General features: G+C 69.8%; 10 protein-coding genes. 4 read left to right on the plus strand and 6 right to left on the minus strand.

The genetic code is table 11. The features are described 5' to 3' along the window. Nucleotides 1–10 precede the first annotated feature (10 nt). Both ACRDPN_RS12355 and ACRDPN_RS12360 read right to left on the minus strand, forming a co-directional pair. Nucleotides 11–508, minus strand: coding sequence for an SRPBCC family protein (locus tag ACRDPN_RS12355; protein WP_431448293.1), 498 nt, complete (start codon nucleotides 506–508; stop codon nucleotides 11–13). A gap of 9 nt (nucleotides 509–517) precedes the next feature. After that, complete coding sequence (locus ACRDPN_RS12360; RefSeq protein ID WP_431448296.1) at nucleotides 518–1147, minus strand: TetR/AcrR family transcriptional regulator; 630 nt, start codon at nucleotides 1145–1147, stop codon at nucleotides 518–520. A 95-nt stretch (nucleotides 1148–1242) separates the two neighbouring features. Here ACRDPN_RS12360 and ACRDPN_RS12365 point away from each other — a divergent pair, with 95 nt between their 5' ends. The 4 genes from ACRDPN_RS12365 (at nucleotide 1243) to acpS (ending at nucleotide 12744) form a co-directional block, all read left to right on the plus strand. After that, complete coding sequence (locus ACRDPN_RS12365; protein ID WP_431448298.1) at nucleotides 1243–2466, plus strand: acetyl-CoA C-acetyltransferase; 1224 nt, start codon at nucleotides 1243–1245, stop codon at nucleotides 2464–2466. Beyond that, on the plus strand, nucleotides 2466–3230 hold the full coding sequence (locus tag ACRDPN_RS12370; RefSeq protein ID WP_431448301.1) for an SDR family oxidoreductase: 765 nt from the start codon (nucleotides 2466–2468) through the stop codon (nucleotides 3228–3230). The genes ACRDPN_RS12365 and ACRDPN_RS12370 overlap by 1 nt, the downstream gene beginning before the upstream one ends. A 77-nt stretch (nucleotides 3231–3307) precedes the next feature. After that, the gene (locus tag ACRDPN_RS12375) at nucleotides 3308–12355 is read left to right on the plus strand and encodes a fatty acid synthase subunit beta domain-containing protein (protein WP_431448304.1); all 9048 of its coding nucleotides are present in this window, start codon (nucleotides 3308–3310) and stop codon (nucleotides 12353–12355) included. Continuing rightward, the gene (acpS, locus tag ACRDPN_RS12380) at nucleotides 12352–12744 is read left to right on the plus strand and encodes a holo-ACP synthase AcpS (RefSeq protein WP_431448307.1); all 393 of its coding nucleotides are present in this window, start codon (nucleotides 12352–12354) and stop codon (nucleotides 12742–12744) included. Before ACRDPN_RS12375 ends, acpS begins: the two co-directional genes overlap by 4 nt. Nucleotides 12745–12751: 7 nt before the next feature. Here the strand turns inward: acpS and ACRDPN_RS12385 are convergent, their stop codons facing one another. From ACRDPN_RS12385 to fabG, 4 genes are read right to left on the minus strand one after another with little or no spacing between them, the layout of a single operon-like run. Further along, complete coding sequence (locus tag ACRDPN_RS12385; RefSeq protein WP_431448310.1) at nucleotides 12752–14143, minus strand: hypothetical protein; 1392 nt, start codon at nucleotides 14141–14143, stop codon at nucleotides 12752–12754. Between the two features lies 1 nt (nucleotide 14144). Further along, on the minus strand, nucleotides 14145–14759 hold the full coding sequence (locus ACRDPN_RS12390; RefSeq protein WP_431448313.1) for a TetR/AcrR family transcriptional regulator: 615 nt from the start codon (nucleotides 14757–14759) through the stop codon (nucleotides 14145–14147). Between the two features lie 9 nt (nucleotides 14760–14768). Further along, nucleotides 14769–15809, minus strand: coding sequence for a phosphotransferase family protein (locus ACRDPN_RS12395; protein ID WP_431448316.1), 1041 nt, complete (start codon nucleotides 15807–15809; stop codon nucleotides 14769–14771). Nucleotides 15810–15818: 9 nt separating this feature from the next. Next, nucleotides 15819–16583 (minus strand): 3-oxoacyl-ACP reductase FabG, encoded by a 765-nt coding sequence (gene fabG / locus ACRDPN_RS12400; protein WP_431448319.1) that lies wholly within the window; start codon nucleotides 16581–16583, stop codon nucleotides 15819–15821. Nucleotides 16584–16695 lie beyond the last annotated feature (112 nt).

Below are 16695 nucleotides of genomic sequence, written 5' to 3' on the forward strand. Positions count from 1 at the left end.
GCCTCGAGTCTCAGGACTCGAGGTCGGCCTTCAGGTTGGCGAGCGTCCTGGCGATGTTGCGACGCTGGAAGTCGGCGAACGTCCGGCCGCCGGTAGCGAACCTGTCGACCGTGTTCGCCACCGCATCGGGCCAGTGGCGGCGACCGTCGGTCCAGGTCTCGGTGACCTTCGTGCCGCCGTCGGCGGCCTCGAACGCGTAGTCCCACGTGGCGATCCGCACCTTGACGAAGGGTGTTCCCAGCCCGAACTGGAAGACGTCGAACGTGAACCGCTCGCCCGGAACCGACGCCGTGACCCGGCAGCGTGTCTGCCACCGCGCACGCCCGCGCTTGTTCGAGCCGACGAAGATCGTGCCGACACCGGCTGGTGAGCCGGGGTCGGGAACGTCGCCTTCAACGTTCTCCGGGCTCCAGCGCGGCATCTGGCTCGGGTCGGCGATCAGGCGGTAGACGGTCACCGGATCGGCGTCGACGACGGCGCTGTCCTGGACGGTCATGGTGCGTGGCATGTGGATCTCCTATGAGTGTGGTGCCGTTGAGTGTGGTGCCGTCATGCGGACCGCGAGGTCGGCATGCAACGTCGCGATGTCGTCGGCCGAGTGGGAGCCGCGCGGGGTGAACCAGCGCACCAGGTCGATGCTCAGCGACAGAATGGCCCGCGTGGTGCCCGGGACGTCGACGACCTCGAACGCGCCCTCGGCGACACCGGCGGTGAGGACGTCCTGCATGACGCGTTCGATGCGGCGTCGGTGGTCGGCGATCTCGGCCCGGTGCTCTGGGGTGAGAGCGTCGAACTCATACTGGACGATGCGTCCGACCCGGCTGTTGACCGCGTGCCACGTGCTGAACTCGCGCACCATGTGCCGCAGCCGATCAACGTGGTCGCCGTCAATGGTCGCCGCCGTGCGTATCACCTTGAGCGCCGCACGGTGACCCTCGACGCTCACCGTGAAGAGCAGACTTTCCTTGGTGTCGTGGTGCACGTAGACGGCGGCCGGGCTCATGCCCGCACGGGACGCGATGTCGCGCGTGGTGGTGGCGTTGAAGCCCTTCTCCGCGAATGCCTCGACCGCGGCCTCGAGGAGGCGCTCCCGCGCCGTGACGCCCGGCGTGGGCGCCGAGCCCCGCGCAGCTGTCGGAATGGTCATCGCGGCCCCTTTCCCGGTTGACAGCATGACGCAGGAATTGGATGCTAAGCAAGCGCTTAGTCAATTCCAGTCAATCACGTCACGAGAGGGATCCCATGCCTGAAGCAGTCATCGTCTCCACTGCGCGTTCGCCCATCGGACGCGCCTTCAAGGGATCGCTCAAGGAGATGCGTCCCGACGACCTCACCGTGCAGATGGTGCGGGCCGCCCTCGACAAGGTGCCCGAGCTCGACCCGAAGGACATCACCGACCTCATGCTCGGCTGCGGGCTCCCCGGCGGCGAGCAGGGCCACAACATGGGCCGCGCGGTGGCTGTTCTCCTCGGCTTTGACCACCTGCCCGGCACCACGATCACTCGCTACTGCTCGTCGTCGCTGCAGACGACCCGCATGGCCTTCCACGCCATCAAGGCCGGCGAGGGCGACGCCTTCATCTCCGCCGGTGTCGAGACGGTGAGCCGCTTCGACAAGGGCAGCAGCGACTCGATCCCCGGCCAGACGCTCACGAACCCGTTGTTCGAGGACGCCATGCAGCGCACCGAGAAGTTCGCGCAGGGCGGGCAGGAGTGGCACGACCCGCGTGACGACGACACCGTGCCCGACGTCTACATGGCGATGGGCCAGACGGCCGAGAACGTGCAGCAGCTCATCGGCATGTCGCGCCAGGAGCAGGACGAGTTCGGCGTCCGCAGCCAGAACCTCGCCGAGAAGGCCATCGCTGATGGCTTCTGGGCGAAGGACATCACGCCGGTCACGTTGCCCGACGGCTCGACGATCGACGCCGACGACGGACCACGCGCTGGTGTGACGCTCGATAAGGTCTCGCAGCTCGATCCGGTGTTCCGACCCGACGGCACTGTCACCGCCGGCAACTGCTGCCCGCTCAACGACGGCGCCGCCGCAGTGGTCGTCATGAGCGACACGAAGGCCAGGGAGCTCGGCCTCACCCCGCTGGCCCGCATCGTGTCCACCGGCGTCACCGGGCTGTCGCCGGAGATCATGGGCCTGGGCCCGGTCGGGGCCACGAAGCAGGCGCTCCATCACGCCGGCATGACGCTCGATGACATCGACCTGTTCGAGATCAACGAGGCGTTCGCCGTCCAGGCGCTCGGCTCGGCGCAGAAGCTCGGAATCCCGATCGACAAGCTGAACGTCAACGGTGGTGCCATCGCCGTTGGCCACCCGTTCGGCATGACAGGCGCGCGCATCACAAGCACGCTGATCAACTCGCTGCAGCACCACGACAAGCAGTTCGGCGTCGAGACGATGTGCGTCGGCGGCGGCATGGGCATGGCGATGGTGCTCGAGCGCCTCAACTGATGGGGCGTTTCGACAACAAGGTAGCCATCGTCACCGGCGCCAGCAGGGGCATCGGACTCAGCATCGCCGACCGGCTGGTCGCCGACGGCGCCAAGGTCGTCATCACCGCCCGTAAGGAGGAGGCGCTCGCTGAGGCCGCCAAGTCGCTGGGCGACGGCAACGCCGTCTGGGTTGCTGGGCACGCCGACGACGAGGCGCACCAGGACGAGACGATCGCGAAGGCGCTCGAGGAGTTCGGACGCCTCGACATGCTGGTCAACAACACCGGCATCAACCCGGTGTACGGACGGATGATCGACGTCGACCTCGGTGCCGCCGAGAAGATCATGCGTGTCAACGTGATCTCGGCGGTCGCGTGGGCGCAGAAGGCGTACCACGCGGCACTGAAGGACTGTACTCAGGAGAACGGGGGCGGAGGCATCGTCAACATCGCCTCGATCGGCGGGACCAAGCCGGCTCCCAACCTCGGCATGTACGGGACGTCCAAAGCCGCGCTCATCCACGTGACCCAGGAGCTCGCGCTGGAGCTCGGCCCCGACATCCGCGTCAACGCGGTCGCGCCGGCCGTGGTCAAGACGAAGTTCGCCGGAGCCCTGTACGAGGGCCGCGAAGACGCCGTCGCCGCCACGTACCCGCTCAAGAGGCTCGGGGTGCCCGACGACGTCGGTTCCGTGGTGGCGTTCCTGCTCTCCGACGACGCAGCGTGGGTCACCGGTCAGACGCTCGTCATCGACGGTGGGCTCACGCTCACCGGGGGAGTGTGACGCACTCGATCCGAAAAACATGAGGAATCCCTCGGATAAAAGTTGAGGTTTCCCTCACGTTTTGCGACGATGGGTGTATGACCACGATCGACACGACCGCTGCCACCCCTTCGACCACCGAGCGCCGCAAGGCTCTCGTCGACCGCCTCGTCGACGGCACGCCCTACGCCGTCGCATTCGGTGGACAGGGGGCGCCGTGGCTGGAGCCGTTGGCCGAGCTCGTGCGCGACTTCGCGCTCGATGCCGAGCTGGAGTCGATGGTCGAGCAGGCCGAGACCCTCGTCGCGCCGGTGGCCTCGGACCTCATGCGCTCTGGCGTCCCGTTCACGCCGCTGGCGTGGGTGGACGTGCTGGCGGTGGGGGAGTCCGCCGAGGACGACGACGCCCCCGAGCTTCCGAGCCGGGATCTGCTGGCCGCGCCCGCCGCGTCGCTGCCCGGCATCCTGCTGACCCAGCTCGCCGGTCTGCGTGCACTGAAGCAGCAGGGTCTCGACCCGCACACGGTCCGCCCGGTCTCCGCGATCGGGCACTCCCAAGGCGTTCTCGCGGCCGAGTCCCTCAGTGGCACGCCCGACGCCGAGCTGCTCGCCTACGCCCGCCTGATGGGTGCGGCCGCGCAGGTCGTCGGACGCCGCCGCGGACTCTTGGGCAACGCGATGCTGAGCGTCACCGGCGAGAGCCCCGAGCGCGTGCATGCCGCCCTGTCTGATCTTCCCGCCTCGGCGCGCGTCGTCATGCGGCTGCGCAACGGCCGCCGCAGCGTCGTGCTGTCCGGTCCCGAGGACGGCCTTCGCCGTGCCAGCGGCCTGCTCGAGCACGTGGCCGAGACCGAGAGTGCCGCCCGCGAGCGCCGCACCACGGGCGGCGCACCGTTCGCGCCCGTGCTCGACCCGGTCGCGAGCGGCCTCGCGTTCCATCATCCCGAGCTTGCCGACGCCGCCGACCTCGTCGCCACATGGGCCGAGGCCTGCGGTCTCGACGCCGAGCGGGGCCGCTCGCTGACGATGCGCGCCGTCGTGGACCCGGTCGACTGGGTCGAATCGCTGGAGACGGCCATGGACGCCGGCGCCCGCTGGGTGATCGACCTCGGCCCGTCCGACATCGCCACCAAGCTGTCCGCCCGTGAGCTCAGCTCCCGAGGCGTCGGCGTGGTCCCGGCCACCACCCGAAAGGGACACCGCTCACTCACCGCGCCTGGCGCGGCACCCCGTCTCGCGACGCCGTGGGCGGCCTATGCGCCGTCCGTCGTCACCCTGCCCGACGGGTCCTTGCACGCCGAGACCCGGTTCACCCGCCTCACCGGACGCTCACCGATCCTGCTGGCCGGCATGACGCCGACCACGGTGGATCCGGCCATCGTCGCCGCGGCCGCGAACGCCGGCTTCTGGTCCGAGCTCGCCGGCGGTGGCCAGGTCACCGAGCCGATCTTCGCCGAGAACGTCGCCCGGCTCGACTCGCTCCTCGACCCCGGTCGCACCTACGCCTTCAACTCACTGTTCCTCGACCCGTACCTGTGGAAGCTGCAGCTCGGCGGCAAGCGACTCGTGCAGCGCGCCCGCGCTGCCGGTTCCGCCGTCGACTCGGTCGTCGTCACGGCCGGCATCCCCGAGCTCGACGAGGCCGTCGCGCTCGTGGAGGAGCTGCATGACGTCGGCATCGAGCACGTCGTGTTCAAGCCCGGCACGATCAAGCAGATCCGCCAGGTCATCGCGATCGCCGATGCCGTCGCCCCACAGCCGTTGATCGTTCAGATCGAGGGCGGCAAGGCCGGCGGCCACCACTCCTGGGAGGATCTCGACGAGCTCCTGCTCGCGACCTATGCCGACCTTCGTGCACACGACAATGTCGTCGTCTGCGTCGGAGGTGGCGTCGGCACGCCAGAGGCTGCGTCCGCGTACATCAGCGGCACCTGGGCGCACCGCCACGGCTTCCCGACGATGCCGCTCGACGGTGTCCTGATCGCCACCGCTGCCATGGCGACGCTCGAGGCGACCACCGCCCCCGAGGTCAAGCGGCTGCTCGTCGACACGCCTGGCACGCCCGACTGGATCGGCGCCGGCACTGCCGTCGGCGGCATGGCATCCAGCCGCAGCCAGCTCGGTGCCGACATCCACGAGATCGACAACACCGCCTCGCAGACCGGACGCCTCCTCGACGAGGTCGCCGGCGACGCCGAGGCCATCGATAGCCGCCGCGACGAGATCATCGAGGCGCTCAACCGCACGTCGAAGCCGTACTTCGGCGACGTCGCGGAGATGACCTACGTCCAGTGGCTGGCTCGCTTCCTTGAGCTCTCCGGCACGCCGGAGTGGCTCGACGTGACCCTTCGTGATCGCTTCCACGCGATGCTGCAGCGCGCCGAGGCCCGCCTAAACGACGCCGACCACGGCGACGTTCCCACCTTGTTCGCCAGCTCTGCCGACGTCGAGTTCGGCGCCCAGGCCCTCCAGCTACTCCTGAAGACCTACCCGGACGCCGAGGGCGTCATCCTGCACCCGGCCGACGTGCCGTTCTTCGTGGCCGAGTGCAAGCGCCTCGGCAAGCCGGTCAACTTCGTGCCCGTCATCGACGCGGACCTGCGTCGCTGGTGGCGCTCCGACTCGCTGTGGCAGGCCCACGAGGCCCGCTATGCCGCCGACGGTGTCTGCGTGATCCCCGGCCCCGTCTCCGTCGCCGGCATCGACCGCGTGGACGAGCCGGTGGCTGACCTCCTGCGTCGCTTCGAGTCGGCCGTCGTCGACGACGCCGTGGCCGGAGGCCGCGCGGCGCTCGCCGTGGCCGGTCGTCGTCGGGTCGAGGATGCGCATGGAACCGTCGCCCTCGTGCTCGCCGCCCCGGACGTCGTCTGGGCGGGCCGCACCGTTCGCAACCCTGTGCAGCGCCTCGGCGACGGCTGGGTGATCGTCGACGCCGACCGTGCCGAGCATCCCGAGACCGGAGCCATGCTCGTGTCGGCCGGGGACCACACTGCTGAGCTTTCGATTCCGCTCACGCGCGACGGCGAGACGCTCTCCGTTCGCCTTGACGTGGGCGACCAGGTCGCCACCGGCGGAGCGCCGGTCGTCACGACCGAGAACGCCGCGACGGCCATGCTCGCGCTGACAGCGACCGCTGCCGCCGGCATCACCCCGACGGTCGAGAACGGCCACGCGACGCTCGACGTCGTGTGGAACTCCGATCTCGCCGCCGACCACGCCGGTGTCGTGGGCGTCGACGGTTCTTCGGACGCAACTGCCGGCGTCCCGGACGTCCTGGTGGGTCTCGCCTGGCCCGCCGTGTTCGCTGTCGTCGGACAGTCGACCACCTCTGACGGCCACCCGGTCGTCGAGGGCATGCTCGACCTCGTCCACCTCGACCACGCTGTCGACCTGACCGCCGGCCTCCCCGCGACGACGACGGAGCTCACGATCACGGCCGCCAACGCGTCCGTGACCGACACCGACATGGGTCGCGTCGTGACGGTCGACGTCGTGATCAACTCGGGCGGACGCCACCTGGCCACCTTGGTCGAGCGTTTCGCCGTACGTGGCCGCTCGGGTGACGTCACCCTGGCCGACCCGCTGCGCGCGGGTGGCACGCTCGACGACCCGCGCGATACTCCGCGTCGCCTGCGGGCCGAGGCCACCATCGACGCGCCGGACGACATGCGTGCCTTCGCGGCCGTCACCGGCGACCACAACCCGATCCACACCAGCCTGGCCGCCGCGCGGCTGGCCGGTCTGGGCGAGCCGATCGTCCACGGCATGTGGATCTCGGCCGCCGCCCAGCGCGTGCTCGCCACGGAGTCCGACCGCCGGGTCACCGGTTGGACCAGCAGGTTCATGAGCCCCGTGCGCCCAGGCGCCCGGGTCGACGTCCGCGCCGACCGCGTCGGCCTCGAAGCCGGCGACGAGGTCGTCGACGTCGTCTGCCGAGTGGACGGCGAGGTCGTCATGTCCGCGTCCGCCCGTCTGGCCGCGCCGCGTACCGCTTACGTCTTCCCCGGCCAGGGCATCCAGCACGCGGGCATGGGCATGGCCGGCTACCAGCGCAGCAAGGCCGCCCGTGAGATCTGGGACCGTGCCGACAAGCACACCCGCGAACGGCTCGGCTTCTCCATCCTGACCGTCGTGCGCGACAACCCGACCGAGATCATCGCCGCCGGCATGTCGCACCGTCACCCCGACGGTGTGCTGTTCCTGACCCAGTTCACCCAGGTCGCCATGGCCGTGCTCGGTGCGGCCCAGATGGCCGAGCTGCGCGAGGCCGACGCCTTCGTGGAGGGCTCCGTCCTCGCCGGCCACTCCGTGGGCGAGTACAACGCGCTCGCTGCCGTGTCCGGTGTCATCCCGCTCGAGGCCGTCGTCGAGGTCGTGTTCCAGCGCGGCTCCGTCATGCACACCCTGGTGAAGCGTGACGCCGAGGGCCGAAGCGACTACCGTCTCGCCGCCATCCGCCCGTCGCAGATCGGTCTCGCCGACGAGGACGTTCGCGCGTTCATCGAAGGCATGTCCGAGCGCACCGGCGAGTTCATCGAGATCGCCAACTACAACCTCAGGGGCTCGCAGTACGCGATCGCCGGCACCGTCGCCGGCCTCAAGGCGCTCGAAGCCGAGATCGACGAGCGACGCGCCGCGTTCGGCGGCAAGGCCGCCTTCATCCTCGTGCCCGGCATCGACGTGCCGTTCCACTCGCGCGTCCTGCGCGGCGGCGTTCCGGACTTCCGGGCCCGCCTCGACGAGCTGCTCCCGGCGTCGATCGACCCTGCCACGCTGGTCGGCCGCTACGTGCCGAACCTCGTGCCGCAGCCGTTCAGTCTCGATCGTGAGTTCCTGGCCGCGATCGCCGAGCTGGCGCCCGACGGCCCGCTCGACGCCGTGCTCGCGGACTTCGACTCGTGGGCGCAGCAGCAGGGCGAGCTCTGCCGACTCGTGCTGATCGAGCTGCTGGCGTGGCAGTTCGCCAGCCCGGTGCGCTGGATCGAGACGCAGGACCTGATGTTCGCCGCGCGCGCCGAAGGCGGACTCGGGATCGAGCGCGTCGTCGAGATCGGCGTCGGCTCGGCCCCGACCGTGGCCAACCTCGCCACGGCAACCCTCAACCTCCCGTCCGTCCAGCGCACGCTCGGCGGGCCGGTCCAGGTGCTCAACGCCGAGCGCGAGGCCGCCGTCCTGTTCGCCACCGACGAGGATCCCGCTCCCGTCGAGGAGGATGAGGAAGACGTTTCGACAAGCTCAACGACCGAGACGGCGGCTGAGCCCGTCGAAGCCCCGAAGGCAGCGGCGGCCACCAGCTCCGGCCCCCGTCCGGACGACCTGACGTTCGATGCTGCCGACGGCACCCGCCTGCTCGTCGCGTGGTGGACCAAGCTGCGCCTCGACCAGATCGGCGCCGCCGACTCGATCGAGTCGCTGTGCGACGGCGTGTCGTCGCGACGCAACCAGCTCCTCGTCGATCTCGGCGGCGAGCTCGGGCTCGGTGCCATCGACGGAGCGGCCGAGGCCGACATCCCGACGTTGTCGTCGCAGGTCACAGGCCTGGCCCGCACCTACAAGCCGTTCGGCCCCGTGCTCGGCGAAGCGTTGTCCGACCACCTGAAGAAGGTGCTTGGCCCGGCCGGCAAGAAGCAGGCCGCGATCACCGACCGCGTCACCGGCACCTGGCAGCTCGGCCCCGGCTGGGCGAAGCACGTCGTCGCGGAGCTCGCGTTCGCGACCCGCGAGGGTTCGAGCGTGCGCGGTGGCGACCTGGGCACCTTGTCCGGGCTGTCCTCCGCAGCCGACGTCGACGCAGCCGTCGACGCCAGCGTGCAGGCCGTGGCCTCGCGCCACGGCGTCTCGGTCGACCTGCCCAGCTCCGGTGGAGGGGAGGCGACGGTCGACGCCGGCGCCCTCGCCCAGATCACCGGTGAGATCACCGGTGCCGACGGCGTGCTCGCCAGCACTGCCCGTCACCTGCTCAACCGCCTCGGCCTCGACGACGCCCCCGCGTCCGCGGAGACGTCGAGCGATGACGCGGAGGTGCTGGCCCGGGTCGAGGCCGAGCTCGGCAGCGACTGGATCACCCTCACCGCCCCGGCGTTCGACGACCGCCGTGCCCTGCTCATAGACGACCGCTGGGCCAGCGCCCGCGAGGACGTCGCCCGCATCGCCGCAGGTCACGAGGTCGTCGGATCGTTCGAAGGCACCGGTGACATCGTCGCCGGGCAGGCCGGCTGGTGGGCCGAGCGCACCGACGACGCGAGCCTGCGTGAGCGCCTCGAGCGCATCGCCAAGGACGCCTCGGCCGACGGGCCCGGAGCCCACACCGGCGAGGTGGCCATCGTCACCGGAGCCAGCAAGGGCTCCATCGCGGCATCCGTCGTCGGACGTCTGCTCGCCGGCGGCGCCACCGTAGTGGCGACCACCTCGGGTCTGGACGACCGCAAGATGCGGTTCTTCCGCGAGCTCTACCGCTCACACGCCCGCGCGGGTGCGGCCCTCTGGGTCGTGCCGGCCAACATGGCGTCGTTCACCGACGTCGACGACTTCGCCGCCTGGGTCACGACCGCGCAGACGCGCACGGTCGGCAGCACCACCACGGTGCTCAAGCCCGCGCTGACACCCACGGCGCTGTTCCCGTTCGCGGCCGGCCGGGTCGCCGGTGACCTCACCGACGCCGGCAGCCGGGCCGAGATCGACACCCGCATCCTGCTGTGGTCGGTAGAGCGTCTCATCGGCAAGCTCGCCTCGCACGGACGCGACCACGACATCGCCGCCAACCTGCACGTCGTGCTTCCCGGATCGCCCAACCGCGGCATGTTCGGCGGCGACGGCGCCTACGGCGAGGCCAAGGCCGCGCTCGATGCGATCGTGGCCAAGTGGAGCGCCGAGCGCACCTGGGGCGAGCGGGTCACGCTGGTCCACGCCATCATCGGCTGGGTTCGTGGCACCGGCCTGATGGGCGGCAACGATCCGCTCGTCGAGGCCGTCGAGGCCGTCGGGGTCCGCACCTGGACTCCCGACGACATGGCCGAGGCACTGCTGGAGTCGTGCACACCTGACTCACGCGTCGCCGCTGCCGAGCAGCCGTTGACCGTCGACCTGACCGGTGGTCTCGCCGACGTCGACCTCGACCTCAAGGCTCTTGCCGCGGGTGTCGAGGCACCGGCCGCCGATCCGGTGGACGACGTCCCGGCCGTGGCCGCCCTGCCCCCGTCGCCGGCCCATCTGCCGGCCACCGAGGCTCCGGCCTGGGGCGAGGTCACGGCGCGTCCCGAGGACATGGTCGTCATCGTGGGCGCCGGCGAGCTCGGCCCGTACGGCTCGGCGCGCACCCGCTTCGAGATGGAGGTCGACGAGGAGCTCTCCGCAGCCGGCGTCCTCGAGCTCGCATGGAGCACCGGTCTGGTGACCTGGGACGACAACGTGGGTGGCTGGTACGACACCGAGAGCGGTGAGGCCATCGACGAGTCCGAGATCCACGAGCGCTACCACGACACCGTCGTCGAGCGCTGCGGCATCCGCACCTATGTCGACGACGGATCGATGCGCGACAACACGGCTCCGTTGCTGACGTCCGTCTACCTCGACCAGGACCTCACGTTCGGCGTGGGCAGCGAAGCCGAGGCCCGGGCGATGCACGACGCCGACCCCGAGCGCACGGTGATCGCCGCAGGCGCAGACGGTGACTGGACGGTGACCCGCAAGGCCGGTACCGAGATCCGCGTGCCGCGCCGGATGAAGCTCTCGCGCACCGTCGGCGGACAGATCCCGACCGGGTTCGACCCTGCCGTCTGGGGCATCCCGGCCGAGATGATCGAAGGCGCCGACCGCGTGGCCGTCTGGAACCTGATCTGCACCGTGGACGCGTTCCTGTCCAGCGGGTTCACGCCCGCCGAGCTGATGCGCTGGGTGCACCCGGCCCTCGTGGCCAACACCCAGGGCACCGGCATGGGTGGCATGAGCTCGATGCAGGCGCTGTACATCAACACGCTGCTGGGCGAGAACAACCCGAACGACATCCTGCAGGAGGCGCTGCCGAACGTCATCGCCGCGCACGTCGTGCAGTCATACGTCGGCAGCTACGGCTCGATGATCCACCCGGTCGCCGCGTGCGCCACCACGGCCGTCTCGGTCGAGGAGGGTGTCGACAAGATCAAGCTCGGCAAGGCCGAGTTCGTCGTGGCCGGTGGCTTCGACGACCTCAGCACCGAGGGCATCATCGGGTTCGCCGACATGTCGGCCACCGCCGACACCGGGGCGATGCTCGCCAAGGGCATCGACGAGCGTCGGGTCAGCCGCGCCAACGACCGCCGGCGCGGCGGGTTCGTGGAGTCGCAGGGCGGCGGCACGCTGTTGCTGGCCCGTGGCGACGTCGCGGCCCGCATGGGCCTGCCGGTCCTCGGCGTCGTGGCCTACGCCTCGTCGTTCGCCGACGGCGTGCACACGTCGATCCCGGCGCCCGGCCTCGGCGCGCTGGCGGCCGGCCTCGGCGGACGCGAATCGGCCCTGGCTCGCTCGCTCGCCTCGCACGGCCTGAGCGCCGACGACATCGGTGTCGTCAGCAAGCACGACACGTCGACGGACGCGAACGACCCGAACGAGTCCGAGCTGCACGAGCGGCTCGCGGCGGCGATCGGTCGCAGCCCCGGCAACCCGATGTTCGTGGTCTCGCAGAAGTCGCTCACCGGTCATTCGAAGGGTGGAGCCGCAGCGTTCCAGCTCGTCGGGCTGTGCCAGGTGCTGGGCGCCGGAACCGTTCCGCCGAACCGCAGCCTCGACTGTGTCGACGACGTTTTGGCCGAGCACGAGCACCTCGTGTGGCTGCGTGAGCCGTTGGCCGCCGGGCCGCTGAAGGCCGGTCTCGTCACCAGCCTCGGCTTCGGCCACGTGGCCGGGCTCATCGCGCTCGCGCACCCGCAGGCGTTCCTCGAGGCGCTCGATCCTGAGGATCGGACCCGTTACGTGGCGGCGTCGCGGACCCGCGCGATCGAGGGTCGACTCCGGCTCGCCCGCACCATGTGCGGCGGCGCTCCGGCGTACCAGAAGCCGGCCGGCCGTCGACTCGGCAGCAACGGCGTCCGCAACCTCGAGGCGTCCATGCTGCTCGACCGCGACGCACGCCTCGGCACCGACGGCGTCTACGCCGGACCGGGTTGCGCATGACCGTCCTCGGAGTCGGGGTCGACCTGGTCCACGTGCCGTCGTTCGCGGACCAGCTCGACCAGCCCGGGTCGGAGTTCGACCAAGTCTTCACGCCTGGCGAGCGCCGGGACGCGAACGGACGCACAACCGACGCTGCCCGGCACCTCGCGGCTCGCTGGGCAGCGAAGGAAGCCGTCGTCAAGGCGTGGTCGGCGTCGCTCTACGGCACCCCGCCGGTGATGGGCGACGAGGCGTTGCGCCTGATCGAGGTCGTCCCGGACGCCTGGGGCCGCCCGGGCATCCGCCTGCACGGCGAGGTTGCCAAGCACCTCGACGGCTGCACGGTCGAGATCTCGATCAGCCACGACGGCGACTACGCGACCGCGTACGCCGTTCTGCACAGCGCCTGACCCGACGTCAGCCGCGCCGCGTCCACAACGACACGCGAGTCATGCCGTACGACTCCACGGAACGACGCAGGAACTCGGTGTCGAGCTCGGTGAGCAGGAGCCCGTCGTCCGGCCTCCTGTTGTCGTCGACGGCCGGGTAGCCGATGGTGATCACCCAGATTCGCGTCATGCCCGGTGGCAGCAGCTCGACGTCAACGGGGACGCTGTGCTCGAACGGTCCGCCATAGGCGTTCATGAACTTCACGGTGTGCGCCGGAAGGGGCATCACGCCGTCGCCAGGACGCCAGTCGGCGGTGAGATCCCTCGACATGGTCCGCAGGTCGTCAGGACGACTGTCAGGACGCCGGATGTCCTGGTGGGCGGGCAGTGTGAGACCGGCGATCATCGCCACACCCAGCGCGCTCACAGCGACGGATCCGACGCGCGGTCGCACCAGACGGGCGGCTGCGTCGACGCTCGCACCGACCATCAACGCCACGGCCGGGACGACGAAGAGCAGATAGCGTTCGTTGAAGATCGGGTATACCTGCGACACGGTGAAGGAGACGATCACCGGCACGAATGCCCACAAGATCACGATGGGTCGTCGGCGGAGCACCCACGCACCGGCCAGCACGAGTGCGGCGAGCGCGACTCCGGCCGGTGTCGTGCCGCCGATGCTCTGAATGAACGTGGAGAGATCGTCCTGCTCGGGCGACTTCAGCCAGAACAGCTGACGTTCTCGCTGGCCGGACGCGACGATCGCGAGCGGCAGCAGGACGACCCCGGCAACCCCCCACGCGACGACGGCCCGACCGACCAGGTGGCGCGAGGTGACCACGAGATGGAGGGCGTGCACCAGGACGAGGAGCAGGGCATACAGGTGCAGATAGCCCAGAACGGCGATGGCGGCGGCGTACGTCGCGAGTCGGCCCCTCGTGGGGCGTTCGCAGGCGCGCAGGAGCAGCCAGGTGGCGATCACGGCGGCAGCGCTCACGAGTGCGTAGGATCGCCCCTCCTGTGCGTACCGGCTCGTCACCGGCAGCAAGGCGTAGACACATCCGGCGCAGGCTCCCATCGACCAGCCGGACAGGTTCCTCCCGACGAGCACGACACCGATCGTGGCCACGACGAACCCGGCGAGCGACGGGAGGCGGACGGCCAGCTCGACCGGTTCGATCGCCGCGAGCGGCCGGAGCAGCAGGTCGAAGGTGGCGTGCACCGCGTCGACATCGCCCCAGATGTGCCACGCGTCAGCGAGCGGGATCCGGGCGAAGTAGAGGCTCACCGACTCATCGCGCCACAATGACGGGACCGTGATCGACCAGGCACCCACGACGACCGCCAGGATCGCAGGGATCCCGATCGACAGCGCACCGATTCGCCCGCCGTGGGCGGGCGGCTCGGCGGTCGCCGTCACGTCAGCTGTCGCCGGCGAGCAGGTAGGCCGCGAGGAGGCGCTTGAGCTCGATGACCGCCTCGGCATGGCTCTGGCCGTCGCGGATGGAGAAGTTGAGCATCGAGTACACGACGTGGACGAGCACCTCGGCCATGATCGTGCGGCGCTCACGAGGCGTGCCCGGGGTGAGTGGGCCGAGGATGTAGGCGACCTCTGACGCGAGCTCGCGCTCGGTGACCTCGGCGGTCGCCCGGGTGGCGGGCGTCGACTGCACGGCGTGCCACACGGCGCGGCGGGACGGATCGTTGACCCACAGCTCGGCCATGTGGTCGACGAGACGATCGAGGAACCTCAACCAGTCCAGCGAAGGAATCTCCTGGGCGAACTGCTCGAGCTCGAGACGAACGGCCACCGCGTCGACGCGATCCAGCTCGCAGACCATGACGTACTTGTTCTGGAAGAACTGGTAGAGCGTGCCGATCGGCAGGCCGGCGCGGTGCGCGACCTCCTCGCAGGTGAACGACTCGAAACCGACCTCGAGCAACAGCTCTCGAGCCACCTGGAGCAGGTGGTCGAACTTGATGTGGCTGCGCTCCTGCGTCGGGCGGCGCCGGGGCTCGAGAATTTCCGCGGTCACGCTTTGACTCTAACTCTCGTTTACACGTCCGGCGTGGAGGCCCGCGACGATCAACGGCTCGATCAGGTCGCCGATACCGTCGAATCCGCTGCCCAGCGTCTGGCCGTGCGTGTGGCGGTAGTGGATGCCCTCGAGGATGACCGCGAGCTTGAAGAACGCCAGTGCGAGGTGGAAGTCGAGGTCGTCGACGGCACGTCCGGACTGCTCGTGGTAGCGCTGCAGCACGTCGTCGCGCGGGAGGTATCCGGGCGCCAGCGGGGCATCGGTGACCATGGCCCGGACCGCTCCGGACGGCGGAACGGTGTCGGCGAGCTGCTGGTAGGCGAGCAGGACGGCGACGTCTGTGAGCGGGTCGCCGAGCGTGCTCATCTCCCAGTCGAGCACCGCAGTGATGGTGTCTGAGTCGTTGACCAGCAGGTTGTCGAGCCGGAAGTCGCCGTGCACGATCGTCGCGTCACCGCCGACGGGGATGTTTGTCTCGAGCTTCGCGATCAGCTCGTCCATGCCGTCGAGCTCGCGGCTGCGTGAGGCATCCAGCTGCTTCTTCCAGCGCCGGACCTGGCGTTCGAGGTAGCCGTCGGGGCGGCCGAAGTCACCGAGACCCACGGACGCCGGATCCACCGAGTGCAGCGTGGCCAGCGTGTCGACCATGCGCTCCGTGATGGCGCGGGTGCGCTCCGCGCCGAGCCCCTCCAGCTGGGTGGCGCGACCGTAGGGCGTGCCGGCGACGAGCTCCATGACGTAGAAGGGTGCGCCGATGACGGCGTCGTCCTCGCACAATGCGAACGTCTCGGGCACCGGGACGTCCGTGGAGCCGAGCGCCGTGATCACCCGGTGCTCGCGGGACATGTCGTGGGCGGTCGCCAGGACGTGGCCGAGGGGAGGTCGACGGACGATGACCTCGGTGTCGCCGTCGGTGACGACGTAGGTCAGGTTCGACTTGCCGCCGGTGATGAGCGTTGCCTCGAGCGGACCCGAGAACAGCCCGGGACCCTCCTTCTCCAACCACGCGGTCAGAGCATCGGTGTCGAGACCTTCGACGGTAGTCATGGGATGGGGTCAGTCCTTCGGTCCGCCGGCCACGTAGATGACCTGGCCGGACACGAAGCCGGCGCCCTCGCTGACGAGGAACGAGACGGTGTGGGCGATGTCCTCGGGCTGGCCGACCCGAGCGACCGGGATCTGCTCGGCGTTGAACTTCTTGAAGTCCTCGAAGTCGACGCCCAGGCGCTCAGCCGTCGCGGCTGTCATCTCGGTCTCGATGAAGCCGGGCGCGATCGCATTGGCTGTGACGCCGAACTTGCCGAGCTCGATGGCCAGCGTCTTGGTGAAGCCCTGGAGTCCCGCCTTGGCCGCCGAGTAGTTGACCTGGCCGCGATTTCCGAGCGCCGAGGTGCTGGACAGGTTGACGATGCGACCGAACTTGGCCTCGGTCATGTGCTTCTGGGCGGCCTTGGTCATCAGGAACGAGCCGCGCAGGTGGACGGCCATGACGGCGTCCCAGTCCTCGACGGTCATCTTGAACAGCAGGTTGTCTCGGGTGATCCCGGCGTTGTTGACGAGAACGGTCGGTGGGCCCAGCTCACTCACGATGCGCTCGACTGCGGCGTCGACACTCGCGGCGTCGCTGACGTCGGCGCCCACGGCCAACGCTGCACCACCTGCGGAGACGATGGCGTCGACCGTGGCCGCGCAGGCCGACTCGTCGAGGTCGATGACCGCGACCTTGAAGCCGTCCGAGGCCAGGCGCTTAGCCACTCCGGCGCCGATGCCGCGGGCGGCTCCGGTGACGATCGCAGTTCTGGACTCGGGGTTCTCGGGCACGGAATCTCCTTCGAATGAACGGGTAAGCGCTTGCTTAGGGGCGGTGCTCAGACGTTAGCAGAAACCCCTCAGGGCGAAACATGAGGAATTCCTCATCTTGCTGTATACTTGA

The organism is Aeromicrobium sp., assembly GCF_050700635.1.
Taxonomy (GTDB): Bacteria; Actinomycetota; Actinomycetes; order Propionibacteriales; family Nocardioidaceae; genus Aeromicrobium.

What these genes read in the sequence shown, in the direction of transcription:
- ACRDPN_RS12360 (WP_431448296.1), bottom strand. Translation starts at nt 1,147, where the DNA reads ATGACCATTCCGACAGCTGCGCGGGGCTCGGCGCCCACGCCGGGCGTC.
- acpS (WP_431448307.1), top strand. Translation starts at nt 12,352, where the DNA reads ATGACCGTCCTCGGAGTCGGGGTCGACCTGGTCCACGTGCCGTCGTTC.
- ACRDPN_RS12370 (WP_431448301.1), top strand. Translation starts at nt 2,466, where the DNA reads ATGGGGCGTTTCGACAACAAGGTAGCCATCGTCACCGGCGCCAGCAGG.
- ACRDPN_RS12365 (WP_431448298.1), top strand. Translation starts at nt 1,243, where the DNA reads ATGCCTGAAGCAGTCATCGTCTCCACTGCGCGTTCGCCCATCGGACGC.
- ACRDPN_RS12375 (WP_431448304.1), top strand. Translation starts at nt 3,308, where the DNA reads ATGACCACGATCGACACGACCGCTGCCACCCCTTCGACCACCGAGCGC.
- ACRDPN_RS12355 (WP_431448293.1), bottom strand. Translation starts at nt 508, where the DNA reads ATGCCACGCACCATGACCGTCCAGGACAGCGCCGTCGTCGACGCCGAT.
- ACRDPN_RS12395 (WP_431448316.1), bottom strand. Translation starts at nt 15,809, where the DNA reads ATGACTACCGTCGAAGGTCTCGACACCGATGCTCTGACCGCGTGGTTG.